This is a genomic window from Variovorax sp. MPBD4-3 (assembly GCF_058809745.1).
Genome location: NZ_JBXASW010000001.1, coordinates 183,858 through 209,247, shown reverse-complemented (window position 1 = coordinate 209,247; position 25,390 = coordinate 183,858). Strand labels below are relative to the sequence as shown.

26 protein-coding genes are annotated in these 25,390 nt (G+C 70.0%); 13 read left to right on the top strand and 13 right to left on the bottom strand.

Features of this window, described 5'->3' with window-relative positions; translation table 11 throughout:
- Positions 1-85: 85 nt before the first annotated feature.
- From AC1RVW_RS00885 to AC1RVW_RS00875, 3 genes are read right to left on the bottom strand one after another with little or no spacing between them, the layout of a single operon-like run.
- A complete protein-coding gene (locus tag AC1RVW_RS00885) occupies positions 86-2,014 on the bottom strand; it encodes an esterase/lipase family protein (protein ID WP_493197453.1) in 1,929 nt (642 codons plus the stop codon).
- Positions 2,011-3,036 (bottom strand): Lnb N-terminal periplasmic domain-containing protein, encoded by a 1,026-nt coding sequence (locus AC1RVW_RS00880; protein ID WP_493197451.1) that lies wholly within the window; start codon positions 3,034-3,036, stop codon positions 2,011-2,013. The genes AC1RVW_RS00885 and AC1RVW_RS00880 overlap by 4 nt, the downstream gene beginning before the upstream one ends.
- Positions 3,037-3,049: 13 nt before the next feature.
- On the bottom strand, positions 3,050-3,811 hold the full coding sequence (locus AC1RVW_RS00875; RefSeq protein ID WP_081271579.1) for a FadR/GntR family transcriptional regulator: 762 nt from the start codon (positions 3,809-3,811) through the stop codon (positions 3,050-3,052).
- A 188-nt stretch (positions 3,812-3,999) separates the two neighbouring features.
- Between AC1RVW_RS00875 and AC1RVW_RS00870 the strand changes: the two genes are divergently transcribed.
- The 7 genes from AC1RVW_RS00870 to AC1RVW_RS00840 are packed head-to-tail and all read left to right on the top strand — an operon-like array spanning position 4,000 to position 9,331.
- Positions 4,000-4,512 carry a RidA family protein gene (locus tag AC1RVW_RS00870; protein WP_106934536.1) on the top strand — a complete coding sequence of 171 codons (513 nt, stop codon included), beginning with the start codon at positions 4,000-4,002 and terminating at the stop codon, positions 4,510-4,512.
- Positions 4,513-4,515: 3 nt separating this feature from the next.
- Complete coding sequence (locus AC1RVW_RS00865; protein WP_081271577.1) at positions 4,516-5,181, top strand: amino acid ABC transporter permease; 666 nt, start codon at positions 4,516-4,518, stop codon at positions 5,179-5,181.
- A gap of 1 nt (position 5,182) precedes the next feature.
- The gene (locus tag AC1RVW_RS00860; RefSeq protein ID WP_106934535.1) at positions 5,183-5,839 is read left to right on the top strand and encodes an amino acid ABC transporter permease; all 657 of its coding nucleotides are present in this window, start codon (positions 5,183-5,185) and stop codon (positions 5,837-5,839) included.
- Complete coding sequence (locus tag AC1RVW_RS00855; RefSeq protein WP_106934534.1) at positions 5,820-6,548, top strand: amino acid ABC transporter ATP-binding protein; 729 nt, start codon at positions 5,820-5,822, stop codon at positions 6,546-6,548. The genes AC1RVW_RS00860 and AC1RVW_RS00855 overlap by 20 nt, the downstream gene beginning before the upstream one ends.
- Positions 6,549-6,576: 28 nt before the next feature.
- Entirely contained in the window at positions 6,577-7,353 is a 777-nt protein-coding gene (locus tag AC1RVW_RS00850) for a transporter substrate-binding domain-containing protein (protein ID WP_205367046.1), read from the top strand.
- The gene (locus tag AC1RVW_RS00845) at positions 7,350-8,375 is read left to right on the top strand and encodes a succinylglutamate desuccinylase/aspartoacylase family protein (protein ID WP_493197448.1); all 1,026 of its coding nucleotides are present in this window, start codon (positions 7,350-7,352) and stop codon (positions 8,373-8,375) included. Before AC1RVW_RS00850 ends, AC1RVW_RS00845 begins: the two co-directional genes overlap by 4 nt.
- Positions 8,372-9,331, top strand: coding sequence for a threonine ammonia-lyase (locus tag AC1RVW_RS00840; RefSeq protein ID WP_493197446.1), 960 nt, complete (start codon positions 8,372-8,374; stop codon positions 9,329-9,331). Before AC1RVW_RS00845 ends, AC1RVW_RS00840 begins: the two co-directional genes overlap by 4 nt.
- Positions 9,332-9,348: 17 nt before the next feature.
- Here the strand turns inward: AC1RVW_RS00840 and AC1RVW_RS00835 are convergent, their stop codons facing one another.
- Positions 9,349-12,051: a bifunctional acetate--CoA ligase family protein/GNAT family N-acetyltransferase gene (locus AC1RVW_RS00835; RefSeq protein ID WP_106934530.1), complete on the bottom strand. Its 2,703-nt coding sequence runs from the start codon at positions 12,049-12,051 to the stop codon at positions 9,349-9,351.
- 122 nt (positions 12,052-12,173) lie between these two features.
- Here AC1RVW_RS00835 and AC1RVW_RS00830 point away from each other — a divergent pair, with 122 nt between their 5' ends.
- Positions 12,174-12,668, top strand: coding sequence for an arsenate reductase/protein-tyrosine-phosphatase family protein (locus AC1RVW_RS00830; protein ID WP_493197444.1), 495 nt, complete (start codon positions 12,174-12,176; stop codon positions 12,666-12,668).
- Here the strand turns inward: AC1RVW_RS00830 and AC1RVW_RS00825 are convergent.
- From AC1RVW_RS00825 to AC1RVW_RS00810, 4 genes are read right to left on the bottom strand one after another with little or no spacing between them, the layout of a single operon-like run.
- Positions 12,665-13,747 carry an alginate O-acetyltransferase AlgX-related protein gene (locus tag AC1RVW_RS00825; protein WP_493197442.1) on the bottom strand — a complete coding sequence of 361 codons (1,083 nt, stop codon included), beginning with the start codon at positions 13,745-13,747 and terminating at the stop codon, positions 12,665-12,667. The two genes, AC1RVW_RS00830 and AC1RVW_RS00825, sit on opposite strands and share 4 nt — an antisense overlap.
- Before the next feature lie 41 nt (positions 13,748-13,788).
- Positions 13,789-15,183 (bottom strand): MBOAT family O-acyltransferase, encoded by a 1,395-nt coding sequence (locus AC1RVW_RS00820; protein ID WP_493197440.1) that lies wholly within the window; start codon positions 15,181-15,183, stop codon positions 13,789-13,791.
- Positions 15,184-15,190: 7 nt separating this feature from the next.
- Positions 15,191-15,871: a cell division protein FtsQ gene (locus AC1RVW_RS00815; RefSeq protein ID WP_493197439.1), complete on the bottom strand. Its 681-nt coding sequence runs from the start codon at positions 15,869-15,871 to the stop codon at positions 15,191-15,193.
- A complete protein-coding gene (locus tag AC1RVW_RS00810; RefSeq protein WP_081271603.1) occupies positions 15,868-16,545 on the bottom strand; it encodes an SGNH/GDSL hydrolase family protein in 678 nt (225 codons plus the stop codon). Before AC1RVW_RS00810 ends, AC1RVW_RS00815 begins: the two co-directional genes overlap by 4 nt.
- 194 nt (positions 16,546-16,739) lie before the next feature.
- Between AC1RVW_RS00810 and AC1RVW_RS00805 the strand changes: the two genes are divergently transcribed.
- Genes AC1RVW_RS00805 through AC1RVW_RS00795 form a run of 3 tightly spaced genes read left to right on the top strand, consistent with a single transcriptional unit; the run spans position 16,740 to position 19,083 of the window.
- Entirely contained in the window at positions 16,740-17,801 is a 1,062-nt protein-coding gene (locus AC1RVW_RS00805) for a putative FMN-dependent luciferase-like monooxygenase (RefSeq protein WP_493197437.1), read from the top strand.
- Positions 17,798-18,460 (top strand): CMD domain protein, encoded by a 663-nt coding sequence (locus AC1RVW_RS00800; protein WP_493197435.1) that lies wholly within the window; start codon positions 17,798-17,800, stop codon positions 18,458-18,460. Before AC1RVW_RS00805 ends, AC1RVW_RS00800 begins: the two co-directional genes overlap by 4 nt.
- 8 nt (positions 18,461-18,468) lie before the next feature.
- Positions 18,469-19,083 carry an alkylhydroperoxidase domain protein gene (locus tag AC1RVW_RS00795; RefSeq protein WP_493197433.1) on the top strand — a complete coding sequence of 205 codons (615 nt, stop codon included), beginning with the start codon at positions 18,469-18,471 and terminating at the stop codon, positions 19,081-19,083.
- Positions 19,084-19,086: 3 nt separating this feature from the next.
- Here the strand turns inward: AC1RVW_RS00795 and AC1RVW_RS00790 are convergent, their stop codons facing one another.
- From AC1RVW_RS00790 to AC1RVW_RS00770, 5 genes are all read right to left on the bottom strand, one after another.
- Positions 19,087-19,293, bottom strand: a complete 207-nt coding sequence (locus tag AC1RVW_RS00790) for a dodecin (protein WP_081271565.1) — start codon at positions 19,291-19,293, stop codon at positions 19,087-19,089.
- Positions 19,294-19,365: 72 nt separating this feature from the next.
- Entirely contained in the window at positions 19,366-20,529 is a 1,164-nt protein-coding gene (locus tag AC1RVW_RS00785) for a c-type cytochrome (protein WP_493197431.1), read from the bottom strand.
- Position 20,530: 1 nt separating this feature from the next.
- Positions 20,531-21,340, bottom strand: coding sequence for an ABC transporter ATP-binding protein (locus AC1RVW_RS00780; RefSeq protein ID WP_493197429.1), 810 nt, complete (start codon positions 21,338-21,340; stop codon positions 20,531-20,533).
- Positions 21,334-22,398: an ABC transporter permease gene (locus tag AC1RVW_RS00775; RefSeq protein ID WP_493197427.1), complete on the bottom strand. Its 1,065-nt coding sequence runs from the start codon at positions 22,396-22,398 to the stop codon at positions 21,334-21,336. Before AC1RVW_RS00775 ends, AC1RVW_RS00780 begins: the two co-directional genes overlap by 7 nt.
- A gap of 200 nt (positions 22,399-22,598) precedes the next feature.
- On the bottom strand, positions 22,599-23,519 hold the full coding sequence (locus AC1RVW_RS00770) for a LysR family transcriptional regulator (protein WP_493197425.1): 921 nt from the start codon (positions 23,517-23,519) through the stop codon (positions 22,599-22,601).
- A gap of 72 nt (positions 23,520-23,591) precedes the next feature.
- Between AC1RVW_RS00770 and AC1RVW_RS00765 the strand changes: the two genes are divergently transcribed.
- Entirely contained in the window at positions 23,592-24,251 is a 660-nt protein-coding gene (locus AC1RVW_RS00765; RefSeq protein WP_493197423.1) for an HAD family hydrolase, read from the top strand.
- Positions 24,252-24,253: 2 nt separating this feature from the next.
- Positions 24,254-25,387: a DSD1 family PLP-dependent enzyme gene (locus AC1RVW_RS00760; protein ID WP_493197421.1), complete on the top strand. Its 1,134-nt coding sequence runs from the start codon at positions 24,254-24,256 to the stop codon at positions 25,385-25,387.
- Positions 25,388-25,390: the final 3 nt, after the last annotated feature.

Below are 25,390 nucleotides of genomic sequence, written 5' to 3'. Positions count from 1 at the left end.
ATTAAGGCCGCCGCGCGCAGCCTGTTTCGGGGCGCGGATGTGTTCTTCATCACATCCGCGCGCAATCGGCGAAGGGCACGCGATTTCAGCGTGCGGATGCGGGCTCCGTGCGCAATTGCTCCTTGAGGATCCGCCGGATCTCCAGGATGGCCAGCGGGTTCTCCTGCACGCTGTGCTGCGACGAGATCACCAGCTCCGACGCCGCGCCTTCGAGGTGCGCGCTCTGGTACGGCACGATGCCGTCGCTCGACGCGGCGAGCGGCACGCCCGCCGTGTCGTTGCCGATGATCGAGTGATAGCGCACGCGCGGGTTCATCGGCAGGCCCGACGACAGCCGCACGAAGGGATCGCGGTCGCTGAGGTTGTCGATGCTGTTCGGAATGCGCAGCGGCCCCTGGTCCTGCTTGCCCGGTGCGATGCGGATCAGCTCGCGCGAGATGTCGCTCAGCTGCCCCAGCATGGTGACCGGCAGCGTGATGAGGTTGGCCACCCAGCGCGAGATGCGGTTGTTGGCAAAGTCGGTGCCGCGGTGCGGCGACGCGATGAAGATGGCGTCGCTGACCTGCGGCAAGGGCTCGAAGCGCAGGTAGGGCGCGAGCCGCTGCTCGATGCGCTGCTGCTGCGCGCCCTGCATCGGGTAGCTTGCGAGCAGGGCCTCCCACAGCTTGTCTTCAGACGATGACACCATCAGCCGCGACAGCACGCCGCCCATGCTGTGGCCGATCAGCGTGACGTCGTTGGACGCGCGGGCCTTGCCCGTGGGGTCGAAGTGCGCAATGGTCTGCTCCACGGCTTCGCGGATGGCGAGGTTGTTGAGCGGCAGCGGCGCGTTGGTCGGGTAGTACACCTGCCAGACCTGGTAGCTGCGGCGCAGCGTCTCGTCGCCGAGTACCTCGTTGGCCACGTTGATCCATGCCTCGGGGCTGCTGGCCAGGCCGTGCAGCATGATGATCGTGCGGCGGTTCGGGTCGTAGGGCTGCATCAGGTAGATGCGCGGCCTCGTGAGACCGTCGGCGCTGCCGAAGAGGCTGCGCAGCGCCTGCAGCGCGAAGTCGGAGCGCGCGAGCCACAGGCCGTAGCCGGAGGTGAAGTTGGCGGCCAGCGGAATGTCCTGCCCGCCGAGTTGCACCGTCGATGTCCGGTAGGGGTCGAACACCACGATGCGCAGATTGCGCGTGGCCAGCACCTGGCGCAGGTCGGCGCCGTCGAACTTGAGCACCGCGGTGAGCGCGGGGAAGGGCGTCTCGCGGTAGGGCGGCGCGTTGGCGCCGTGGGCGGGCTCGTCGGTCACGGCGACAAGCTCGGCGCCGAAGCCGTCGCGCCGGTAGATGTTGCGCAGGCCGGAGAAGGTGAGCGAAGCCGCGGGAATCAGCTCTTGCGGCAACGCGGCCCCGGGCGGCAGCTGCAGCGCGGACACATCGCTGTCGATGTGCCAGTCGCCCACCTGAGGAACAGTGGGCGGCCGGGTGTCGTCGCGGCCGCGCCGGCCGTTCTTCTGGTAGCTGCTGTACAGGCCGGTGATGGCCTGCTGCACCGCATAGTTGTAGTAGTCGCGCACCTGCGTCTGCCGGTCCTCGAAGGCCCGGTCGCGCGGGTTGCGGGCGGTGAAGAACAGGTAGGCATAGGCATGGCGGGCGGTTTCCAGCCATGCGTCGATGGCCTTGTCGGCCGACGGCCCATCGGTCGTGCCGCCCTTGTCCGCCGACAGCGCCACCTGCAGCCAGACCTCCGACAAGGCCGAAAGCCGCTGCTCGTCGGTGATGCCCGCCGAGTCGGCCAGCGCCTGGCGGCAGGCCTGCCCGTCGCGGCGGCACAGGTCGGCGTCGGAGCCGATCACGCGCAGCACTTCCTGCGCGGAGGTGCTGAGCTTGCCCGTGGTGAGGATGTCGCCGCGCCGCTGCGCGAGGTATTCGGCCGGCGAGATGGAGCCGACCTTCACGCCCGCGCAGCCGGCCGCCAGCATCGTTGCGCACAGCAGGGCCGCGAGCAGATGAAAGCGCGCGCGCATCATCATGGCGCCGCTTTCGGCGCTGCGCCCGGCAAGCCTTGCCGGATGGCCTGCGAGAAATCGGCGCCGGGCGTCTTGTCGGTGGCGATGGCGCGGTCGGTGATGCGCCCGGCGGCGCGCAGCGCCTGCATGTCGTAGCCCGGCGTGAGGCCGCCCACGTCGTACAGGTAGTCGGGCAGGTAGCCCGATGCGAGCAGGCGGTAGTCCATGGGCAGGCCGGGCACGATGCGCCTGGCCAGCGCGTAGACGATGGTGGTGCAGTTGGCAGTGAGCGTGTTGTAGAAGCTGGGCGCGCGCACCAGCGCATCGGCCTCGCCCAGGTACGCGAGGAACAGCGAGCGCATCTCGGGCTGCGGCAGGCGCACGCGGTACATGTGGACGTCTTCGCCGCGCACGTTGGTGCGCACGCGCAGGATGTCGTGCTCGTCGGCCGCCACCAGGCTGGTCTCGAACTGCTTGAAGAAGCCGCCGACCGACGAGAAGCTCTCGCCGCGCTCCTTGCGGATCTCTATGGAGAAGGTGAGGAACCGGCCGTCGTCGAAGCCGAACGACACCAGCGTGTGCGCGATGGCCGGGCCGGTCCAGTAGGAGAGCGACACATCGACCGTGCGCAGGCGGTCGAGGTCGTAGCTGCGCGTTTCCCAGCGCTGCGTGTAGTTGGTGTCGCTGCGCCATTCGAAGTTGCGCACGTTCTCCATGGTGACGATGCTGCCGTCCACGCGCGCGTGCAGCTGGCGCGACACGTCGTCGGCCCACACACGGTCCTGCGAGGGCAGGATGGTGCCCCACCATGCGAGCAGCATCGCGAAGCCCACGGCGTAGGAGAGCAGGGCGCGCCCGGCCCTGCCGCGCCACAGCAGCGCGATGGCGGCAAAGGCGAAGCCGGCCCATAAGACGCCGGCGCTGGCCTTCATGAATACCGGCCCCGGCAGCTGGTACCAGAGCGCAAGGCAGGCCCACAGCGCCGTCAGCACCACGGCCAGCGACAGCAGCAGGCGGCCGGAGAAACGCAGGATCGCGCGGATCATCGGCACGCGGCGCCTAGCCGTAGACGCTGAGCGACGCGAGGATGCGCGTGAAGTACGCGTCGGCGAGCGCGGTGGCGCCCTTTGCGTCGCGCGCCTCGAGCGCGTCGACGATGGCGGTGAGCTCGCGCAGCGTCTGCTCGCGCACGATGGCACCCACCGGACCGTTGAGGTTGGAGCGCCCGTCGTACTGCACCGCGCGTCGGTCGGCCACCACCGCATCGAACACCTGCATCAGGAAGCGGTTGCGCGTGGCGCGGAAGATTGCCTGGTGCACGCCGTAGATGCCTTCCTTGAAGGCGATCCACTGGTCGGCGTCGCGCACCACGGCCAGGTGGTGGCGCATGAGCGCGAAGTCATCGGCGTCGGCGCGCTGGGCCGACAGCGCCATCATGGCCGGCTCGAACAGCAGCCGGCCTTCGAGGATCTCGGTGTAGGTCGGCACGTCGCGGTGGTGGGCCGCCACGGGCAGGTCTGACTCGCTGAGCAGCTGCATCAGCGATTCCGCCAGGAAGGTGCCGCTGCCCACCTTGCGCTCCAGCAGGCCCTGCGCGCTCATCATGGCCAGCGCATGGCGCACCGTGCTGCGCGAGGTCTTGAACTGCTCCGACAGGTCGCGCTCGTTGGGCAGCTTGTCGCCGGGCTTGAGCACGCCGTCGCGGATCGACTGGAGGATGGCGCGGTAGACCTTCGAGGCGGTGGCCTTGTCCTGCGCGGCGATCCTGCCCGACAGGTCGGTGACCTCGATCAGGGGTTGCGAGACAGGCTTTGCATCCATGGTTTCAGAGTTCGCCAAAATGGTAGACCAATCACAATTAAGAATCTTAGAATGAATTCATTACGCAGTCATACAAGGCTGCGTTGTCTGGTTGCGGATTGGTTGACCAATCCGTCCGAAGCTGTTGATTTTCGTCGAAAGGTTGACCCTGCGCTGCCCCCGTGCGGCGCTGCGGTGAAGTGTTCTCAATGACCCTGGATTCCAACACGGCGCCGGCGGCCACGGCCCGCGGCCCCAGTCCCCGCCCCGAAGAGCGGCTCGCCGCGCTCGGCCTGGTGCTGCCGCCGCCACCGGCACCCGTCGCCAACTTCGTGGCCTGGCGCCGCACCGGCCCCTTGCTGTATCTCTCGGGCCAGGGTCCGCTGGAGGCGAACGGGCATCTGCACGTGGGCCGTGTCGGCGAGGAAGTGAGCATCGAGGCTGCCTACGCCCATGCGCGGCTCACCGGGCTGAACCTCCTGGCGGTGGCCAAGGCCGCGCTGGGCGACCTCGGGCGCGTGCGCAGCGTGGTGAAGCTGCTGGCTTTCGTGAATGCCTCGCCGGGCTTCGCGCATCACCCGAAGGTCATCAACGGCTGCTCCGACCTGTTCGTCGATGTGTTCGGCGACGAAGTGGGGCGCGGCGCGCGCTCGGCCATCGGCGCGGGTTCGCTGCCGGGCCACCAGACCGTCGAGGTCGAGGCCATCCTGGAAGTGGACTGAGCCATGGCCTACCAGTTCCAGTTCGACGCGCTCGCCCCCTACACCGGGCAACTGGTGGAAGGGCTGCTGCACACGCTGGGCTATGCCGCGTCGAGCATCGTGCTGGGCATGGCGATCGGCGTGGCGGGCTCGCTGGCGCTGGTGTACGGCGGCAAGCCGCTGCGCGGCGTGACGCGGGTGTATGTGGAGTTCTTCCGCAACACGCCGGCGCTGGTGCAGCTCTTTCTCATCTACTTCGGCCTGCCCAACCTGGGCATACGGCTGGAGGCGCCCGTGGCGGGCGTGATTTCGCTGGCGCTGTACTGCGGCGCCTACATGGTCGAGGTGTTCCGCTCGGGGCTGATGTCGGTGCCGCGCGGCCTGTCGGAAGCCGGCGCCGCGCTCGGGCTGCGGCCGCGGCAGGTGCTGGTGCACGTGCTCTTCGTGCCGGCGCTGCGCAACGTGTTTCCCTCGCTCGCGAGCCAGATGGTGCTCACGCTCATCGGCACCAGCCTCATCTCGCAGATCGGGGTGGAAGACATCTTCCATGCCGGCAGCTTCATCGACTCGCGCACCTTCCGCAGCTTCGAGGTCTACCTCGTGATCTGCGCGATGTACTTCGTGGCGGTGCAGGCGCTGCGCGTGATCCTCGGCTTCGTGCAGCGCCGCCTGTTCGGCAAGGAGGGCTGAGATGCGCGGACTTTCCGTTGCCGACCTCTGGCTCATCCTGGGCGCGATCCGCTGGACCGCCGCGCTGGCCGTCACCGCGTTCTCCGTCGGCGCGGTGATCGCGCTCGGCGTGGCCGTCGCGCGCACTTCGCGGCTGCCTTGGCTGCGCGTGCTGGCGCGCATCTACACGGAGCTTGTGCAGGGTACGCCGCTGCTGGGCGTGCTGTTCCTGCTGTACTTCGGCGTGCCGATGCTGCTGGGCATCGAGATCAACGCCTTCATGGCCGCTGCGGCCGCGTTCTCGCTGTCGGCCGGTGCGTTCCTCGGCGACATCTGGCGCGGCGCCATCGAATCGGTGCCCAAGGGCCAGTGGGAGGCCGCCTCCTGCGTGGGCCTGCGCCGCTGGCAGGTCATGCGGCACGTGGTGTGGCCGCAGGCCTTTCGCGTGGCGCTGGGGCCCACGGTGAGCTACCTGGTGCAGCTCATCAAGAACACCTCGCTGGCCGCGCTCGTCGGGCTGGTCGAGCTCACGCGATCGGGCCAGATCGTCGCCGGCTCCACGCTGGCGCACCTGCCTGTCTTCTGCGGCGTGGCCCTGTGCTACTTCGCCATCTGCTACCCGCTGGCCCGGCTGGCACTCTCTCTGGAAGGACGCATGAATGCCGCTCGTGCTCATTGAATCGGTCGAAAAGCACTTCGGCGACAACCATGTGCTGCGGGGCGTGTCCACCGAAGTGGCCAAGGGCGACATCGTGGCGCTCGTGGGCCGCAGCGGCTCGGGCAAGAGCACGCTGCTGCGCTGCGTGAACGGGCTGGAGACCATCAGCGCGGGGCGCATCGTGGTCGACGGCGTGGATGTGCAGTCGCCCGACACCGACCTGGCCCTGCTGCGCCGCCGCGTGGGCATGGTGTTCCAGAGCTTCAACCTCTTTCCGCACCTGTCGGCCGCGGCCAACGTGACGCTGGCGCCGGTGCTGACCAGGAAGATCGCCAAGGGCGAGGCGCGCGACCTGGCCAGGCGCATGCTGGAGCGCGTGGGCCTGGGCCACAAGCTCGACGCCATGCCCTCTCAGTTGTCGGGCGGCCAGCAGCAGCGCGTGGCCATCGCGCGGGCGCTGGCCATGTCGCCGCAGCTGATGCTGTTCGACGAAGCCACTTCCGCGCTCGACCCCGAACTGGTCGGCGAAGTGCTGCGCGTGATGGAAGACCTGGCGCGCGACGGCATGACCATGATGGTCGTCACGCACGAGATGGCCTTCGCGCGCCGCGTGGCCTCCGAGGTGCTCTTCATGAACCAGGGCCGCATCTGGGAGCGCGGCACGCCGGAGCGCATGTTCGGCAGCCCGCAGACCCCTGAATTCCAGCAGTTTGTCCAATCCGTCGTCTGATCTCTTTCGTCTTCCCCAAGGAGCTTCCATGTTCAAAATGAAAACCCTGTTCGCCGCCGCGCTGGTCTGCGCCGCTCCCTTGCTCGCGCATGCCGACAAGCTCGCGGACATCAAGGCCAAGGGCACGATCCGCATCGCCACGACCATCGACGCCGCCCCCTGGGGCTTCACCGACGCGGCCGGCAAGCCCACGGGCCTGGACGTGGAACTGGCCGAGAACGTGGCCAAGGCCATGGGCGTGAAGCTCGAGCTGCAGCAGGTGACCGGCGCCAACCGCATTCCCTACCTGCTGTCGAACAAGGTCGACGTGGTGATCGCGGCGCTGGGCAGCTCGCCCGAGCGCGCCAAGCAGGTCGCCTTCTCCAAGCCCTATGCGGCGGTGTACCTGGGCGTGTACGGCGGCAAGGGCATTCCCAAGTTCGCCAAGCTGAGCGAGCTCGCGGGCCAGACCGTGGCGGTGCCCAAGGGCTCGACGCCCGACCTGTCGCTGAGCGAACTGGCGCCCGGCGCCAAGCTGATCCGCCTGGAAGACACGGCCTCGACCATCTCGGCCTTCCTGTCGGGCCAGGCGCCGCTGTTCGCCGAGAACAACTTCATCGCCCAGAAGGTGGCCGATGAAAACCCCGCCAAGGGCATCGAGATGAAGTCGCTGATCCGCATCAGCCCCGCCTACATGGCCGTGCAGCCCAGCGAAACCGCGCTGCTGGCCGAGATGAACAAGATCATCGACGCCAAGGCCGCCGACGGCAGCCTCGCGGCGCTGCGCCTGAAGTGGTTCAAGGACGAGCAGAAAGAAGTGAAGTGAGCCAGCCGCGTCCTTCCACCGTTTTCACGGACATCGATTGGGCCAGGCCCGGCAAGCAGGTCGGCCATGCGTGGCTGCCGTACTCGGGGCATGAGGATGCCTGGGGCGCGGTCGCGCTGCCGCTGGCCGTCATCGGCAATGGCGACGGGCCGACCGTGCTGGTCACCGGCGCCATCCACGGCGACGAGTACGAAGGCCCGATCGTCATCAACGAGCTGATCCGCACGCTCGACGCCGCGCAGGTCAAGGGCCGCCTGATCCTGATGCCCGCGGCCAACGCACCGGCATTGCGCGCGGCCTCGCGCGTGAGCCCGCTGGACGGCAAGAACCTGGCGCGCGTGTTCCCGGGCAACCCCTTCGGCACGCCGACCGAGCAGATCGCCGCGTTCATCCACGACGTGCTGTTCCCCAGGTGCGACGCGTATGTCGACCTGCACGCGGGCGGCAGCTCGCTGTTCATCGAGGAGAGCGCGCAAGTGGTGGTCACGCCCACGCTGGCGCCCGAAGTGCGCGAGCGCGCCGAGGACATGGCGCGCTGGTTCGGCGCCAGGTTCACCGTGATCACCGACAACATGGGCGATCCGCGCACCAGCTGCGGCGCAGCGGCTCACCTGGGCCTGGCGGCGATCGCGGCCGAGATGGGCGAGAACGGCAGCGTGTCGCCCAAGGGCGTGAAGCGCACGCGCGAGTGCCTGTCGCGCGTGCTGGCACGGCTGGGCGTGGTGCCCGCCGAGCTGCCGGCCACGCCGCCGGCGAGCCGCCGCGTGCACATCGTGCCGGACGGCGGCAACCTGCTGTCGCCGGGCGACGGCTACTTCGAGCCGCTGCACCAGCTCGGCGACACGGTGGCCGCCGGCGAGCTGGCCGGCTACCTGCACCTGCTGACCGAGCCCGCGCTGGCGCCGCGCGAAGTGCGCTTCGCCAAGGGCGGCACGGTGTATTCGCAGCGCACCTTCGGCATCGTGAAGCAGGGCAACAACCTGTGCGTGCTGGTCGAAGACGAGGAAGGCGCTGCTGCATGAGCGAGAACACCACCCCGATCACGCTGGACGACTACCGCGCGGCCCATGCCCGCGTGCAGCCCTACATCCGCCAAACGCCGCTGGTCGTTGCGCACCCCTGGGTGCCCGGCGGCGCGGCGCAGGTGCGCTTCAAGGCCGAGTGCAACCAGGTCACCGGCTCCTTCAAGGCGCGCGGCGCTTTCAACCGCGTGCTCAATCTGTCGGACGACGTGCGCAGGCAGGGGCTGGCCACCGCGTCGGGCGGCAACTTCGGCGCGGCCGTGGCCTACGTCGGCAAGACGCTGGGCCTGCCGGCCAACGTGTTCGTGATGAACACCAGCACGCCGATCACGCGGGCGCGCATCGAAAGCCACGGCGCCAGGCTGACCGTGCACGGCGACTTCTGGGACCAGAGCTGGGACGCCGCCGGCGCCAACGTGGCCGAGCACGGCGGCGCGCTGCTGCACCCGTATGCCGACCGGGACGTGGTGATCGGGCAGGGCACGACCGCGCTGGAAATCATCGATGAATGGCCCGAGGTCGAGACGCTGGTGGTGTCCATCGGCGGCGGCGGCCTGCTCGCGGGCATTGCGCAGGCGGCCAAGCTGCTCAAGCCGTCGATCCGCGTCATCGGCGTGGAAGCGGCGGGCTGCCCCACGCTCCACACCTGCCGCAAGGAAGGCCGCATCGTGAAGCTGGAGAACGTGAAGACGCGCGTGCCCATCCTCGCGGCGCGTTCCACCGAGCCCTTGAACTTCGAGCTGATCGAGAAGTACGTCGACGAGATCGTGCTGGTCGATGAAGAAGTCATCGAGGACGCGGCCCGTTCCGCCTGGCAGCACGCGGGCCTGGCCATCGAGCTGGGCGCGGCCACCGCGCTGGCGGCCGTGAGCCAGCGCTGCTTCGAGCGCCGCGGCGACGAGAAAATCGCCGTCGTGCTGTGCGGCAGCGGCAGCGACGGCATGCCCAAGGCCTGAGCGCGCTGCCTGCCGCGCTACAGCATGTAGGTCACGAGCTTGAAGTCCGGATCCTCCGGGAAGGACTTCACCGTGAACCCCAGCCTGCGCACCAGCTTGAGCATGTCGGGGTTGTTGGCGAGCACCAGCCCGTCGATTTCCGAAAGGCCCTTGTCGCGCGCCACGTCGATGATGCTTTCCATCAGCCGCGAGCCGATGCCCTTGCCGCTGAACTCGTCGGCCACCACCAGCGAGAACTCGCAGCTGGTCTGGTCGGGGTTGGTGATGTAGCGCGACACGCCCACGATGCGCTCGCTTTCGAGCACCGTGCCTTCGGGCGACACGCTGCGCTCCATCACCACCGCCACCAGCGCCATCTCGCGGTCGTAGTCGATCAGCGTGAAGCGCGACAGCATCGACGGCGGCAGCTCGTGGAAGCGCGAGACGAAGCGGAACCAGCGGCTCTCGGGCGACAGGCCCTGCACCAGCGCCTGCAGCATCTGCGCGTCGTTGGGGTGCACCGGCCGCACGATGTAGATGCCGCCACCCGGCAGCGGCCATTCGCGCCGGTAGCGCGCGGGGTACGGCATGATGGCCAGGTGGTGGTAGCCGTTGGCCGCATTGCCCAGCTGGCCCGACACCGCCTGCGTGCTGCTGTCGACCACGATGCGCGCATCGACCGAGATGGCGCCCGACTCGTCAACGATGATGGGGTTGATGTCCATCTCGCGCAGCTCGGGCAGCTCGCACACCATTTCCGACACGCGCAGCAGCACGTGCTCCAGCGCCTCCATGTCCACCGCGCTGGCGCCGCGCCATTCGCCCAGGGTCTCGGCCACGCGCGAGCGCTCGATCAGCCGGCGCGCCAGGAACTGGTTGAGCGGCGGCAGCTCCATGGCGCGGTCGTTCAGCAGCTCGATCATGGTGCCGCCCGCGCCGAACACGATGACGGGGCCGAACGGCTGGTCGGTCACCAGGCCCACGTAGATTTCTCGCCCGCGCCGCGCGCGCACCATCTTCTGCACGGTCACGCCGTTGATGCGCGCCTCGGGCGCCAGGCGTGCCACGCGTTCCATCATCTCGACGTAGGTGTCGCGCGCGCTGGTGCCGTTCATCACGTTGAGCGCCACGCCCTCGACGTCGGACTTGTGCGGGATGTCGGGCGAATCGATCTTCAGCGCCACCGGGAAGCCCAGTTGCGTGGCGATCATCATGGCTTCGTTGGCACTGCGCGCGAGCAAGGTGCGGGTGATGGGAATGTGGAACGACGACAGCAGCGACTTCGACTCCATCTCCGTCAGCACGCGGCGCCGCTCGGCCAGCACGCTTTCGATCAGCAGGCGCGCGCCTTCGATGTCGGGCTTGGCCAGCGCCGACAGCGGCGGCGGCGTCTGCTGCAGCAACTGCTGGTTCTGGTAGAAGGCCGCGATGTTGCCGAAGGCGCCCACGGCGGCCTCCGGCGTGCGAAAGCTGGGAATCGTGGCCTCGGCCAGCACCGCGCGCGCCTTGCCCACCGACGAGTCGCCCATCCAGCAGGCCAGCAGCGGCTTGTTCATGGGGCGCGGAATGTCGGCCAGCGCCTTGGCGGTGGCCGCGGCATCGGCGCCGGCCTTGGGCGAGAAGATGGCCAGCACCCCGTCGACCTGGCTGTCGGCCGAGGCCGCGTCGATGGCTGCGCGGTAGTGCGCGGGCTGCGCGTCTTCCGAAAGATCGATGAGGTCGGTCAATGAAGCGAGCGGTGGCAGCGACGGCAGCATCAACTTCTGCACGGGCGCGGAGAGCTTGCCCAGGTCGAGCCCGATCTCGTTGATCCAGTCGGCCGCCAGCACGCCAGGGCCGCCGCCGTTGGTGACCACCGCCAGCCGCTTGCCCACCGGCCGGTAGCGCGAGGCCAGGCACTTGGCCGCCGAGAACAGCTCGACGAAGGAGCGCACCCGCACCGCGCCCGCGCGGCGCAGCGCGGCGTCGAACACGTCGTCGCTGCCCACGATGGCGGCGCTGTGCGTCTGCGCGGCTTCGTTGCCTGCCGGCTTGCGGCCGGCCTTGAGCACCACCACCGGCTTGGCATGCGAGGCCGAGCGCAGCGCGCTCATGAAGCGGCGCGCGTCGGCGATGCCTTCGAGATACACGATGATGCTGTGGGTGGCCCGGTCGTTGGCCAGGAAGTCGAGCACCTGCGGAATGTCGACCGAGGTGTGCGGGCCCAGCGACACCACGCTGGAAAACCCGACGCCGTTCTGCCGCGCCCAGTCGAGCATCGACGCGGTGAGCGCGCCGGACTGCGACACCAGCGCCAGCGGCCCGGTGCTGGCGAGGGGGCCGGCCACGCTGGCGTTCAGATGCAGCGGCGGGCGCTGGAAGCCCAGCGAGTTGGGCCCGAGCAGGTGCACGCCTTCGCGCTTTGCGATCTTGCGCCACTGGGCCGCCTGGTCGGCGCTGATGCCGCTGGAAATGACAACCGCCGCCGTGCAGCCGATGCGGCCCGCGATCTCCAGCGCGGCCGCCACGTCGCGCGGGGCGAGGGCGATCAGCGCCAGGTCGGCATGGGTCTGGGCCAGTTCTTCGAGCGTGCCCTTGGTGCGCACGTCCAGGAAGCGCAGCGTGCCGTCGAAGCGGTCGGCGCGGAAGGCTTCGCGCAGCGTGCGGCCGGCCGGCGTCTGGCCGCCGGGGTCGTCGGCGTGGCCGACGAAGGCCACGATGGAGGCCGGGGCGAAGAGCGGATTCAGGAAATGCTTGTCCATGCCCCCAAGTCTGCACCGTTCGGGGACGGGTTTGCGCGGCGGGCGGAGAACTCGCGAGGATTTTGAGTCGGACCGGCATGCCCCGTCGCCGCGCAGGCGGCGCCTCGCTATAGTCAAGGGTCATGCAAAAACGAATCGGCGTGGTCTTCGTCTCCAGACGAAATTCACTGCGCAGCATCCTGGCGGAAGCATGCCTCTCGCACCTGGACCCCAAGCGGTTCTCGGTCTCTTCCTGCGGTCAGCCCGGGCATGTCGGGCGCGAGTTCCATCCCGCGGCCATCGGCGCTCTTCATAGCGCCAGCATTCCCGTTCCGCAGAGGCCGCCGCGAAGCTGGGACGAGCTGGTGCGAACCCACCCTTCCGGCGCGGATTTCGTCATCACCCTGGACGCGGCCACCGAGTCGCTGCAACCCCCGTGGCCCGGCCAGCCAGACGCGGCGCTGTGGTCCTACCCGGACGTTGCCGCCGGTGCCGACCCCGAGCAGGTCGCTCATGCGGCGGTGCAGATGCTGTTCTCGCTGCGCCGCCGGCTCGAGCTGCTGGTGAGCCTGCCGATGCAGGGTGTCGACCGCGCGGCGGTGCGCTCCGACGTGCGCGACCTGGGCTACATGCGCTAGCGACCGCGGCCCGCGAAGGGCTGGCGCATCCACTGCCGCTCGGCCTCCGCGATGGGCGATTCGAGCGCCCGTTCGGGCACTTCCCAGACGATGGCGCGCGGCGGGTTGTCCGCGAACGCCGGTCCCGGAAAGTAGCGCCGGGCGGCGCCGGAAAAATCGCCCCCGTCCATCGCGAAATCGGCGACCAGCGACTGGGCGGCGAGCTGAAGAAAGGGCAGGAAGTTGGCGCGCCGCGAGAACGAACTGCCGATCAGCACGATGGACGGCAGTGCGGTGTTGCCGAACAGGTCGGTGCTCTCGCTGCGCGTCTCGACGGTCGATTGCCAGCCGGTGTCGGGCGCGGGCTTCAGCGACGGCGGCAGGCCGTCGATGCCGGCCAGGCGCACCAGGTCGCCCCATTCGGTGACGGTCTTGCGCGATGCGACCACGGAAGGCATCGGCGTGGCGTCGAGCACCTGCATGCGCCGAAGGCGTTCGGCCACGGCTTGCGCGGCCAACTGGCTGCCGTGCTCGGTCCAGTGCGTGTCGGTTTTGAGGAAGGGCGCGGGCGATGCACCTGCGAGCACCGGTGCCAGATCGAGCACGGGCACGTTCGCGGCATCGAGCATGGCCGTCCATTCGCGCACACGGCCTTCGAGTTCGGGCGGGCGCCGCAGCCGGCCCAGGTGTTGGCTTTCGATCCGGCTCTTGTCGGGCACTACCACCACCAGCAGCGCCATGCGCCGTGCAGCCAGCGCGCGGGCGATGTCCGTGACGGTGGCGGCACGGTCACGCGCATTCGCAACGCGGCCGGTGTGAACGCGCAATTCCTCGTCGAGGAAGAGCCAGTCGCCTTCGCCCCGATGCACCTCCGCGCCGAGGTCGCCCAGCAGCAGCCAGCTTGCCTCGCGCTGGTAGCGCGCGAGCGTTTCGGTCAGCGGCGTCGTGACCAGCGTCTTCGTCAGCGCGCGCCGGGCTGCGGCATCGTCCAGCAGCGAAGCGTCGGCATGAGCCAGCGCGCCGGGCATGTTCGGCAAGCTCGCGACGAACGCCGCACCCAGCGACGCGACCAGCACGCCCGCCGTCGTCCAGCGGAGCATTCCACGCAGTCGCCGGTTGGTGCGCGCTGTTGCCATGCCCATCAGAACTGGAAGTAGAGGAAAGGCACCGTGCCGCGGCTCGACACCAGCGCGAGCGAAAGCAGGAAACCGGCGATCGGCGCCAGCGTCGCGAGCACCGCGCCGCCATTGCCCGCATGCCGCCGCGCGCCGACCAAGGCCGGCGCGAGCACCCAGGCAATGCCCAGCAGATAGGCCAGCACCACCGGCAGCCGCAGCATGTTGGACAGCGCCGCCCCTAGTGCCACGCCATGCGCGCCGAACTGGCCGGCCAGCATGTCGCAGGCGACCGCGAAGTCGGGCGCGCGGAACAGCGTCCAGCCCAGCATCACGAACAGCATGGTCGCGGCGTGCGCGAGCGGCGCGGGCAGGCCCAGCCCGCGCGCGCGGCACAGGTGCACCACGCTCAGGCCAATGCCCTGTGCCAGGCCCCAGTACAGGAAGTTCCAGCTGTCCGCGCCGTGCCAGAGCCCGCCGATGGCCATCGTCAGCATCAGGTTCAGCACCGTGCGCCGGGTGCCCTTGCGGCTGCCGCCGAGCGGCACGTAGAGGTAGTCGCGCAGCCAGGACGACAGCGAGATATGCCAGCGCCGCCAGAACTCCGCCAGGTTGCGCGCGAGGTAGGGCCGGTCGAAGTTCTCGGGAAAGCGAAAGCCCAGCATCGCGCCGATGCCGATGGCCATCGCGCTGTAGCCCGCGAAGTCGAAGAACAGCTGCAGCGTGTAGGCCAGGCAGCCGAGCCAGGCATCGGCCAGGCTGGGGTGCGCGGCCGAAAACACATGCTCCACCACCGGCGAAAGCGTGTCCGCCACCAGCACCTTCATCGTCATGCCGATCATGAAGCGGCGCGCGCCCGTGGCGAATGCCGACGCATGCACGGCGCGGTGCGCCAGGCGCTGGCGCACCCAGTCGTAGCGGATGATCGGCCCCGCGACGAGGTGGCCGAACATCGCCAGGTAGGTCGCGAAGTCGATGGGCCGGCGCTCCGCCGGAAACTTGCCGCGATGCACGTCGACCAGATAGGAGATCGCCTGCAGCACGGTGAACGACAGCCCGATGGGCAGCGCGATGCGTTGCCATTCCACCGGCATGGCGCCGGCATGCGCCAGGGCCGCGTTGAAAGTCTCGACCGCGATGTTGGCGTACTTGAACCAGGCCAGCACGCCGAGGTTCAGCACGATGAACGCCACCAGCACGCCGCGCCGCCCCGGCCCCGCGCGCTCGACCAGCAGCCCGCCCGCCCATGCCAGCGCCGTAAGCGCAATGAACAGCAGCAGGAACAGCGGGCTCCACCAGCCGTAGAACAGCCAGCTCGCCAGCAGCAGCACGATGTTCTTCGCGCGCGCCGGCGTCAGCGCATACAGCAGCAGGAACGCCGGCAGAAAGACCGAGAGGAATTCGAGCGATGCGAAAACCACGGCCGGGTCAGCGCGCGATGCGGTCCTGCAGGCCCATCAGCCGGCTGCCCTTGCCGGCGGGAACGAGGAACACGCTGTAGCGCTGGCCGGCCTGCAGCGAGCCCAGGTCGACCTTGCCCTCGACGGGCTGGCCGTTGCAGGTGGCATGCACCGCCAGCTTCACCGGGTTGACGGCACGGCGCGCGCTGGCGAGCGCCGCCTGGTTCTCGAAGATGGCCGCGTTGCCGGTGCTGGCCAGGAGGCCCGCGGCGGTGCAGCGCGCGTCGGCGTTGTAGAACGCGAGCGAGGCGCGCAGGGGATCGAAGCTGGGTGGCGGCTCGGTGAAGCTGGTGCCGGCCATCTCGCCGTTCGCGCCTTGCCACGCCAGCACCGAGGCCGAGCCGCCCGACGGCACGCGCAGCGTGATGGCCATCTGCCGCTGGCCGTTTTTCCAGTAGCCGGTGACCGGCGCGTCGGAGCGCACGGGCTGGTAATCGGTGATGGGCGAAGAGGGCGCCACCACCACGCTCGCCTTTGCGGGGCCGCCGCTCTGCACCGTGAGCGCCTGCGCCCCCGCGTTGACGAAGCGCACCAGCGCCAGGTCTTGCGAGGGGCCCGTGTCATACAACTGGGGCGCGGCGCCGGCCACGGCGGGCAGCAAGGCGCCGAGCAGCGCATGGCGCCGCATCTTGAGAGCGGCGCGCCTCATGGCCGCGGGGTGCCGGCGGCAGCGGGCGCCAGGGGCAGCCGCGCGACGGCCTTGGCTATGGCGTCGCCCCAGGCGCGGTAGCCGCTCGCGTTGAAATGCTGCCCGTCGATGGTCGGCCACTGGCCGCGCGCGGACATCTCCAGCGAGTCGATGTAAGTGCAGGGCGCCACGTTGGTGGCAAGGAAGCGGCTCACCGTTTCGGCGCGTGCGTAGGTCTTGCCGTACTGGCCGCCTTCCTGCCCCCACGCGGGGCCGACCCAGGCGCACTTGGTGCCGGTGGCCGAAATCGCGCCGGTGAGCGCGCTCACCTGCTGCCAGACCCAGTTCATCGGAAAGTCGGCCTGCCGGTAGGCGGCCATGGTGTCGCCCAGCACGATCAGCACCAGATCGGGATGTTCGGCCTTGATCAGTTGCGCGACCGCCGTCGTCTTGGCCCGGTTGCCGGGGCTCACGACCGCCGGCTTGTTGCCGATGCGTTCCGCGCTGCCGCAGGAGCCGGGCTTGGACACCGTCCAGTCGTAAGGCTGCACGCCGCACACGCCGATGGAATGCACCTTCGCGCCCTGGCGCTGAAGATCGTCGTGCAGCGACGACATCAGGTAGCTCGGCTGCGACAGATGACTGTCCCCGATGATGAGGATGGAAAGACCGGCAATTGCCGCTGCGAGTGCCACCAATATCCCTTTCGTTTTCAAGGCCGGAAAATGTACCAGCCCCGGCGGTCCATCGCCCGGCGGTCGAATCCGCGTTCAGTCCGTGCCACACCCCGGCATCGATGAAAAACACATAAGCAAACTCGAAATCAGGCGTTCCCGGCGGGGCGCTGCGCGGGCTCAATGTCGGGCTTTCCCGCTGCCGGCTTCGAATCTTGTCAGACCTTTCTTCCGGATTTCCCGCGCCACGGCGCCTGGGCTTCTTCAGTCGCCTGCTCGACGACACCACCGCCGCCGAGCGCTACCGGCTCGTCGCCGAGCAGATCGCGCACGCCGAGGCCCTGGGCTTCGACTCCGCGTGGGTGGCGCAGCACCATTTCCATGAACACGAAGGCGGCCTGCCGTCGCCCCTGGTCTTCCTGGCCTACGTGGCCTCGCGCACCAGGCGCATCCGGCTGGGTACCGGCATCGTCACGCTGCCGCTGGAAAACGCGGTGCGCGTGGCCGAAGACGCCGCCGTGCTCGACCTGCTCTGCGGCGGGCGGCTCGAAGTGGGCGTCGGCACGGGCGGCACGCCGGAAGCCTTCGCGGCCTTCGGGCTCGACAGCAACGAGCGCTCCGCCATCTTCGCGCGGCAGCTCGACGCGGTGCGTGCCGCGTGGGCGGGCCGGCCGCTGGCCGGCGGCGACACGCTGTACCCGCCGGGCGCGCAGTTGCCGGGGCGCATCTGGCAAGCGACCTTTTCGGTGAGCGGCGGCGCCCGCGCGGGGCAGGCCGGCGACGGCCTGATGCTCTCGCGCACGCAGCCGCGCCCCGGCCACGCGCCCGACGCACCGCTTTCCGGGCTGCAGAACCCCATCGTCGATGCCTACCTGGCGGCGCTGCCGGCCGGCGTGGCGCCGCGCATCGTCGGCTCGCGCAGCGTGTTCGTGGCCGATAGCCGCCAGGAGGCGCTGCGGCTGGCCGACATCGGCCTGCGCCGCTCGGCCGCGCGTTTTGCCGCCTCGGGACAGGCCGGCCTGGCGGACCGCGCGGGGCCGGACGCATCGCTCGAGGAACTGGTCGCCGCCTACGACGTGCATGTTGGCTCGCCCGACGAGGTGATCGCCTCGCTGCGCGCCGACAGCACGCTCGACCGCGTGACCGACCTGGTCTGCCAAGTGCACCCGGTCGATCCGCCGCATGCGGCCATCCTGCGCTCCATCGAGCTGATCGCGACCGAGGTCGCGCCGGCGCTGGGCATCCATTCCTCATCCACGCTTCGCGAGACCGCATGAACGCCGTTGCTTCTCCTTCTTTGTCCTCCGACTCCGGCGCGCCCGAGGTGCCCGACGTGATCGACAGTCTCGTCGGCATCGCCCCGAGCCAGCATCTCGACCGCATCCGCCGGGGGCGCGAGCAGGCCCGCACCCATGCGCAGCAGAGCTATATCTCGCTGTTCGCGCCGAAACCGCCGGTGCCCGGCAATTTCGACATCGCCGACCGCTTCGCGCTCGCGGCCTTCGTGGCCGGGCTGCACGGCCATGCGGGCGTGGCGCGCTTCTATGCGGAACAACTGCCCGGCCAGGGCGCCCGCGCGGGGGTGGCCGATGCAATCGAGGCCGAGGTGCAGCGCGGCGCCGCGCAAGGCCCCTACGGCAGCTACCCGGCCGGCCCGCTGAGCGCAGAAGACAAGGCCGGGCCCTCGTATGTCGTGAGCGATGCGCACCGCGAACTGCTGGGCGAACGGCTCTCGGCCGCGCTCGCGCATGCGCACCTGCTGGTGTTCCATCCGCGCGATGCCAGTCCGGCCGCCTTGCAGGCGCTGCTGGATGCGGGCTGGACCAGCACCGGCATCGTCACGCTGTCGCAGCTGGTGGCATTCCTCGCGTTCCAGATCCGGGTCGTCACCGGCCTGCAGGCGCTGGCGCAACGTCCCGCAACCTCCATCGACTGAGCCCGGCCATGAGCAACACCGAATCGACCCTGACCCATCCCGGCAACGCGCATCCGAGCGTCTTCACCCAGGCGCAGCTCGAGTGGCTGCCATGGCTGGAGCCGCTGCCCGAAGCCGAGCTGACCGAGCGCCACTTCGCCGGGCTGGTGGACGCGGCGCGCGCCAAGTCGCCTTACTTCCGGCTGCTGGCGCGCGACCCGGACATCCTCGGCGCGCGCACCCGCACCGACAAGGACATCTTCTACAACCCCGAAGCCGGCCTGCCGCGCGCGGAGCGCGAGCTGTCGGCGGCCGCGGCCTCGCGCTACAACGGCTGCATCTACTGCGCGTCGGTGCATGCGCGCTTCGCCTCCCATTTCTCGCACCGCACGCAAGACGTGCAGCGGCTGCTCGACGAAGGCGTGGGCGCCGAACTCGGCGAGCGCTGGAACGCGATCGTCGCGGCCTCCGTGGCGCTGTCGTCCACGCCGTCGGCTTTCAGCGTCGAACACATCGACCAACTGCGCGCGCAAGGGCTGGACGACCTGGCGATTGCCGACGTGATCCACGGCGCGGCCTTCTTCAACTGGGCCAACCGGCTGATGCTGTCGCTGGGCGAGCCGCAGGCGCAGACAGCAGCCTGAACGCTATTCCAGCGTGAAGCCGATCTTCAGCGTCACCTGCCAGTGCGCGACCTTGCCGTCGACCACGTGGCCGCGCGTCTCGGTCACGGTGAACCACTGGATGTTGCGCACCGTCTCGTGCGCCTTGGCGATGGCGGTCTGCACCGCGTCTTCGATGCCCGTCGGCGACGAGCCGGTCAGTTCGAGGGTCTTGTAGACATGGTTGGACATGGCGTTTCTCTCCTTGGTTGACTGAAGGTTGCGTGAGGCTTGCCGAGGACCATCGTAGTCCCGCGGCCCGGCTCAATGAACGAATCCGCCTTTCACGAAGCGCACGGGCTCGGCGTCCATGCGCGCGATGAGCGCGCCGAGGCCGTCCGGCGGCAGCGGAATGGGGCCGGGCGCGGCGCGGGCGGGCTGATCGGTGCGGCACAGCAGGTCGTCGTCGCTCCATGCGCCCTTGCCGGGTTCGCCGCGCGCGCGCAGCCAGCCGTCGCGGTCGACGATCAGCTGCGTGCCCGCCAGCCGCGGCGTGGCGGCGATGAGCGAGAACGCATCCCAGGCGGTGGCCGACTCGGCGACGCAATCGCCCGCGTGCGAGGCCGCGGCGGCGCTGTCTTTCGCCAGGAAGACGGTGACGAGGCGCGGGTCGTCCTGCAGGGCTTGCCCGCCGGCCGCCACGATCCGCAGCCGCTGGCCGCGCCAGCCGCTCAGCATGCGAGGCGGCTTGCCGGCGCACTGCACGGCCACGTCGGGCGGCGAGATCGGCTGCGTCCAAAGGCCGGCTGCGCGCAGGCTCTGGCCCGCGCCCTGGGCCTTCATGAAGTCGATGAGCGCCCAGGCGTCGTCGTCGCCGAGCCTGCTGCCGAAGGCGGGCATGGTGGGCGAGCCGCGCCGGTCGCGCATGCCGTGCAGCACGTGCCAGAGCACGTCGCCGTCGGCGCGCCGCCACAGCAGCGGCCCGGCCAGGTTGGGCGGCCATACCGGCTGTGCTGCCGCCAGCGGGCCCTGGCCCAGGCCGTCGGCGCCGTGGCATGCCGCGCATTGCGCCGCGAAGAGCACGCGCCCGCGCTCGATGCTGTCGGCCGTAAAACCGGTGGGCGAGCGCTGGAAGCTGGTCGGATACGCCGGCACCAGCACCACGTCGGCATCGGGCCACGGAGCCGCCACCACCAGCAGCGTGGTCGCGGCCAGCAGCCAGATGCGCCGGCGCCGCCACAGCAGCGCGAGCACCAGCAGCAGCAACGCCGCCGCGAGCACGACCACGGTGAGCCCGAGCCTGCGCGCCTGCCCGAGGTCGATCAGCAGGTTCTCGCCCGACAGCCGGTGCGCCCACGGCCACGCAGGCTGGCCGTGGACCTGCGCCACGAGGCCCAGCGCGTCCAGCAGGCGAAGCAACTGCAGTTGCGCGCCCTGGAGCAGGCCGATCAGCAGGTTGAGCCAGCCGGCCTCGGGGGATGCGTTCATGTCACCACGTGGCGTCGAGTCCCAGGTGCTTGAGCGCCTCGTGCCGCAGTTCGGCCAGCCGCGGATCGCCGCGGTGGCGCGGGTAGGGCAGGTCGACCACCAGCTCCGCCGCGATGCGTGCGGGCCGGTCGCTCAGCACGATCACGCGGTTGGCCAGGAACAGCGCCTCTTCCACGTCGTGCGTCACCAGCAGCGCCGAGAAACCGGCGCGCTGCCACAGGTTGACCAGCTCGCTCTGCATCGCAATGCGCGTGAGCGAGTCGAGCTTGCCCAGCGGTTCGTCGAGCACCAGCAGTTGCGGGTCGTTGACCAGCGCGCGGGCCAGCGCCACGCGCTGCGCCATGCCGCCCGAAAGCTGGTGCGGGAATGCCTTGGCAAAGTCTGTCAGGCCCACGAGCTTGAGCGCCTCGTCGACGCGGCCGCGCTGCGCCTTCAGCACGCCGCGCGCCTGCAGGCCGAGCGCCACGTTGTCCCACACGCTGCGCCAGGGGTAGAGCGTGGGGTCCTGGAACACGACGATGCGCGACGGGTCGGGCCGCGTGATCGGCGCGCCGTCCTGCGTGATGCTGCCGGTGGTGGCGGGCTCCAGCCCGGCCACCAGCCGCAGCAGCGTGGACTTGCCGCAGCCGCTGGGGCCCAGCAGCGCGACGAATTCACCGGGCCGCACCTGCAGGTCGATGCCGTCGAGCACCTGCAGCACGCCGCCCGACACCTCGAACCAGTGGCTCACGCCCTGGATGCCGATGTGCGCGCCGCCCGTGGCGGCGGCCTGCGAGGCTGAGGGCGAGGGCGAGGTCAGCGTGCTCACCATTTGACGGTTCCTTTCTGCCACGACAGCACGCGGTCGCGCACCTTGAACAGCAGCGTGATCAGGCCCGAGCACAGCACCGCCATGACGAACAGCGCCGCGTACATGTTGGCGTAGGCAGCCCAGCCCTGCGCCCACTGCAGATACCAGCCCAGGCCGGCTTTCACGCCCATCATCTCGGCGGTGATCAGCACCGAGAACGAGGCGCCCAGCCCCATGAAGAGCCCGACGAACACCTGCGGCAGGGCCCCCGGAATCGCCACGCGCAGCACCAGGAAGCGCTCCGACGCGCCCAGCGTGCGCGCCACGTCGTAGTAGCTCTTGCCGACCGAGGCCACGCCCGACCAGGTGAGCACCGCCACCGGAAAGAAGGTCGCCAGGCCGACCAGGAACACGGCCGCCGAATAGCTCGAAGGCGCGAAGAAGAACGCCAGCGGCAGCAGCGCCGATGCCGGCACCGGCCCCAGGAAGCGCAGCACCGGATGCACCCAGTACCCCGCGATGCGCGACCAGCCGACCGCCACGCCGGTGCCGAAGCCGACCAGCGCGCCGAGCACGAAGCCGTTGGCCAGCAGCCGCAGCGAATACGCGGTCGACAGGCCCAGCCGCTGCCAGTCTTCGTGCACCACGTCGATCAGGCTCTGCGGCGGCGCGAAGAAAGGCGAGGGCAGCAGGCCGAGCTTGGCGGTGAGGGTTTCCCACAGCGCGAGCACCACGGCCAGCGCCACCAGCCATTGGCCGGCGGGCCGCAACGCCCGTGCCACCCGGCCCGCGCGCGCGCCGAGCACCGAGATGGCAAGCAGCAGCGCGGCCACGACGAGCGCGGCGACACCGAACTCGCGGGTGAAGGCCCAGTCGGTGAAGCCCGCTTCCTTGTTGGGCCAGAGCAGCGTGAGCAGGCCCAGCGCGACCCAGGCGGCGGCGGCCAGCAGGCCGGTCGCCCAGGGGCCGGAAGGCGCCGCGGCGGCTTGGGACGGAGCGGCCTGTGCGGTCGTGGCGACGGGGGCGGCCGGTGCGCGCGGCAGGCGCGGCGCTTCGAGGAACTGTTCTGCCGTGGTCATGCGAGCCCGTTCTTGGCGGTTGCGGCGCCGGCCTGCAGCACGCCGCGGCGCGAGGGCGGCAATGAATCGAGGGGAACAGTCATCGGAGCTTCTCCACCGGAAAAAATTGGAAGCGCCGAGTGTTGGCGCGCGGGGCGCGCGCTGCCAACGAATGAATGCGGCTATGGATATGCGCAGAAGAGAGAAGAGAGAAGCCGCCTTCAGCGCTGGCCGTCGCCGAAGCTCTCCACCAGGAAATCGACGATGGCCGCCACCCGCGCCGTACGCCCCTTTCGGGTGGGTACCAGCAGCGTGACCGGCGCACTGTCGAAGCGCCAGCCGGGCAGCACGCGCACCAGCGTGCCGCGCGCCACCGCGTCGGCCGCATCCCATTCGGAGCGCAGCACCAGCCCCATGCCCTGTTCGGCCCATTGCCGGGCCACGCCGCCGTCGTTGGTCACGTAGGCCGGCGACACGCGCAGGGTTTCGCGGGCGGCGGCGCGTTTTCCTTCGGCGGCATCGGGGGCCGGTCGCACATGCCAGAGCGTGACGTCTTCGTCGTTCTCGCGGATGCAGATGCAGGCATGCGTGAGCACGTCGCGCGGCGCGCGCGGCTCGCCGTTCCGGCGCAGGTAGGCGGGGCTGGCGCACAGCCAGCGTTCGTTGGCGCTGAGCGTGCGCGCCACCCAGGACGAATCGCGCACCATGCCGATGTGGATCACCGCGTCGGCATCGTGCCGGTCGGGCCACGGGGTCTCGCGCAGGTCGAGCTGCACCCGCAGCCCCGGATGCAGCCGGGCGAAGCGCGCCAGCATCGGCGCCACGTACTGGCGGCCGTAGCCGAAGGGCGCGGCGATGCGCAGCGTGCCCGTGAGCCGCTGGTCGTCGCGCTGCATCGATTCGCGCAGGGCCTCGATCTGGCCGAGCAGCGCGGCGGCCTCGCGCGCGAAGCGCTCGCCCTCGGGCGTGAGGCTCAGGCGGCGCGCGGTGCGGCTGGCCAGGGAAAGGCCGAGCGTGGCTTCCAGCTTGCGCAGCCGCATCGACAGCGCGGGCGGCGTGACGTCGAGCGCGCGTGCCGCGGCGCTCAACGACGGTTCGCGCAGCAGGGCGGCGGCGAGCTGCATGTCCTCGATCTGGATCATTAAATTGCGCTTAACGATTGATGAGCCCGCATTGAAGCACAGCAGCAGCCTTCGAACGTACAGTCCGTGGCCATGCAAACACCCATCGCCCCGCTGCGCTACCCGCGCGCCGTGCTGTTCGACCTGCTCACCGCGCTGCTCGATTCCTGGACCGTCTGGAACGCCGCGGCCGGCTCGGAAGAGAAGGGGCGCGCATGGCGCGCCGAGTACCTGCGCCTCACCTACGGCTGCGGCGCCTACGTGCCCTACGAGCAACTGGTGAAAGACGCGGCGCGCAACACCGGCATGGCCGGCACCGCGCCCGACGCGCTGGAAGCGCAATGGGACACGCTGCCCGCCTGGGACGGTGCGCGCGAGCTGCTGCAGGCGCTGAAACCGCACTGCAAACTGGGCGTGGCCACCAATTGCTCGCGCCGGCTGGGCCATCGCGCAGCGGCGCTGCTGGGCATCAAGTGGGATGCCGTCGTCACATCGGAAGAGGCCGGCTTCTACAAGCCCGATCCGCGCCCGTACCGCATGGCGCTCGAGCACATGGGCGTGACACCTCAAGAGACGGCCTTCGTCGCCGGCTCGGGCTACGACATGTTCGGCACTTCGGCGGTCGGCCTGCGCACCTATTGGCACAACCGCGTGGGGCTGGCGCTGCCGCAGGGTGCGCCGGCACCGGAACTGCAGGGCCCGACGCTCGCGCCCGCACTGCAGTGGCTGCAATCCTTCACGAACAAGGCATGACCATGGACACGCTCCACACCATCGACACCCCCGCGGCCGTCGTCGAACAGTCCCGCATGCGGCGGAACATCGCGCGCATGCAGCAGCGCATGGACGCGCTCGGCGTGCGCTTCCGGCCGCACGTCAAGACCACCAAGTGCATCGAGGTGGCGAAGGCGCAGCAGGCGGCGGGCGCGCGCGGCATCACGGTGTCGACGCTGAAGGAGGCCGAGCAGTTCTTCGCCGCCGGCTTCACCGACATCCTCTATGCCGTGGGCATGGCGCCGCACCGGCTGCCGCATGCGCTGGAACTGCGCCGGCGCGGCTGCGCGCTGGGCATCATCACGGACGGCATCGAGTCGGCACGGGCCATCGCGGATTTCGGCAGCGCCAATGGCGAGGCCTTCGACGTGCTGATCGAGGTCGACACCGACGGCCACCGCTCGGGCATCCGGCCCGAAGAAGACCGGCTTCTGGAGGTGGCCCGCGTGCTGCACGACGGCGGCATGCGCCTGGGCGGCGTGATGACGCATGCCGGCTCCAGCTACGACTTCGACACGCCGCAGGCGCTGCGCGCCGTTGCCGAGCAAGAGCGCGCGGGCTGCGTGCGCGCGGCGCAGCGGCTGCGCGACGCGGGGCTGCCGTGCCCGGTGGTCAGCGTGGGCTCCACGCCCACCGCGCTGATGGCGCAGACGCTCGACGGCGTGACCGAGGTGCGGGCCGGCGTCTATGTGTTCTTCGACCTGGTGATGCGCAACGTCGGCGTGTGCAGCGAGGAAGACATCGCGTTGAGCGTGCTCACCACGGTGATCGGCCACCAGCCCGAAAAAGGCTGGGCCATCCTCGATGCGGGCTGGATGGCCATGAGCCGCGACCGGGGCACGCAGAAGCAGAAACAGGACTTCGGCTTCGGCCAGGCCTGCGACCTGAACGGCCGGGTGCTGGACGGCTACGTGCTCGGCGGCGCGAACCAGGAGCACGGCATCCTCTCGCGCCAAGGCGAGCCCGACGCCGGCATTGCCGCGCGCTTTCCCATCGGCACGCGGCTGCGCATCCTGCCGAACCACGCCTGCGCGACCGGGGCGCAGTTTCCGCAGTACCAGGCGCTATCGGAAGACGGAACCCTGCAGCCCTGGGGGCGTTTCCACGGCTGGTGAGGG

Excerpts from the sequence above, each read along its gene's own strand:
- AC1RVW_RS00765 (WP_493197423.1), top strand. The coding sequence starts at position 23,592 with ATGCAAACACCCATCGCCCCGCTGCGCTACCCGCGCGCCGTGCTGTTC.
- AC1RVW_RS00770 (WP_493197425.1), bottom strand. The coding sequence starts at position 23,519 with ATGATCCAGATCGAGGACATGCAGCTCGCCGCCGCCCTGCTGCGCGAA.
- AC1RVW_RS00885 (WP_493197453.1), bottom strand. The coding sequence starts at position 2,014 with ATGATGATGCGCGCGCGCTTTCATCTGCTCGCGGCCCTGCTGTGCGCA.
- AC1RVW_RS00775 (WP_493197427.1), bottom strand. The coding sequence starts at position 22,398 with ATGACCACGGCAGAACAGTTCCTCGAAGCGCCGCGCCTGCCGCGCGCA.
- AC1RVW_RS00855 (WP_106934534.1), top strand. The coding sequence starts at position 5,820 with ATGCCGCTCGTGCTCATTGAATCGGTCGAAAAGCACTTCGGCGACAAC.
- AC1RVW_RS00815 (WP_493197439.1), bottom strand. The coding sequence starts at position 15,871 with ATGAGGCGCGCCGCTCTCAAGATGCGGCGCCATGCGCTGCTCGGCGCC.
- AC1RVW_RS00880 (WP_493197451.1), bottom strand. The coding sequence starts at position 3,036 with ATGATCCGCGCGATCCTGCGTTTCTCCGGCCGCCTGCTGCTGTCGCTG.
- AC1RVW_RS00790 (WP_081271565.1), bottom strand. The coding sequence starts at position 19,293 with ATGTCCAACCATGTCTACAAGACCCTCGAACTGACCGGCTCGTCGCCG.
- AC1RVW_RS00760 (WP_493197421.1), top strand. The coding sequence starts at position 24,254 with ATGGACACGCTCCACACCATCGACACCCCCGCGGCCGTCGTCGAACAG.
- AC1RVW_RS00835 (WP_106934530.1), bottom strand. The coding sequence starts at position 12,051 with ATGGACAAGCATTTCCTGAATCCGCTCTTCGCCCCGGCCTCCATCGTG.
- AC1RVW_RS00795 (WP_493197433.1), top strand. The coding sequence starts at position 18,469 with ATGAGCAACACCGAATCGACCCTGACCCATCCCGGCAACGCGCATCCG.
- AC1RVW_RS00860 (WP_106934535.1), top strand. The coding sequence starts at position 5,183 with ATGCGCGGACTTTCCGTTGCCGACCTCTGGCTCATCCTGGGCGCGATC.
- AC1RVW_RS00830 (WP_493197444.1), top strand. The coding sequence starts at position 12,174 with ATGCAAAAACGAATCGGCGTGGTCTTCGTCTCCAGACGAAATTCACTG.
- AC1RVW_RS00875 (WP_081271579.1), bottom strand. The coding sequence starts at position 3,811 with ATGGATGCAAAGCCTGTCTCGCAACCCCTGATCGAGGTCACCGACCTG.
- AC1RVW_RS00780 (WP_493197429.1), bottom strand. The coding sequence starts at position 21,340 with ATGGTGAGCACGCTGACCTCGCCCTCGCCCTCAGCCTCGCAGGCCGCC.
- AC1RVW_RS00800 (WP_493197435.1), top strand. The coding sequence starts at position 17,798 with ATGAACGCCGTTGCTTCTCCTTCTTTGTCCTCCGACTCCGGCGCGCCC.
- AC1RVW_RS00850 (WP_205367046.1), top strand. The coding sequence starts at position 6,577 with ATGTTCAAAATGAAAACCCTGTTCGCCGCCGCGCTGGTCTGCGCCGCT.
- AC1RVW_RS00870 (WP_106934536.1), top strand. The coding sequence starts at position 4,000 with ATGACCCTGGATTCCAACACGGCGCCGGCGGCCACGGCCCGCGGCCCC.
- AC1RVW_RS00785 (WP_493197431.1), bottom strand. The coding sequence starts at position 20,529 with ATGAACGCATCCCCCGAGGCCGGCTGGCTCAACCTGCTGATCGGCCTG.
- AC1RVW_RS00825 (WP_493197442.1), bottom strand. The coding sequence starts at position 13,747 with ATGCTCCGCTGGACGACGGCGGGCGTGCTGGTCGCGTCGCTGGGTGCG.
- AC1RVW_RS00865 (WP_081271577.1), top strand. The coding sequence starts at position 4,516 with ATGGCCTACCAGTTCCAGTTCGACGCGCTCGCCCCCTACACCGGGCAA.
- AC1RVW_RS00840 (WP_493197446.1), top strand. The coding sequence starts at position 8,372 with ATGAGCGAGAACACCACCCCGATCACGCTGGACGACTACCGCGCGGCC.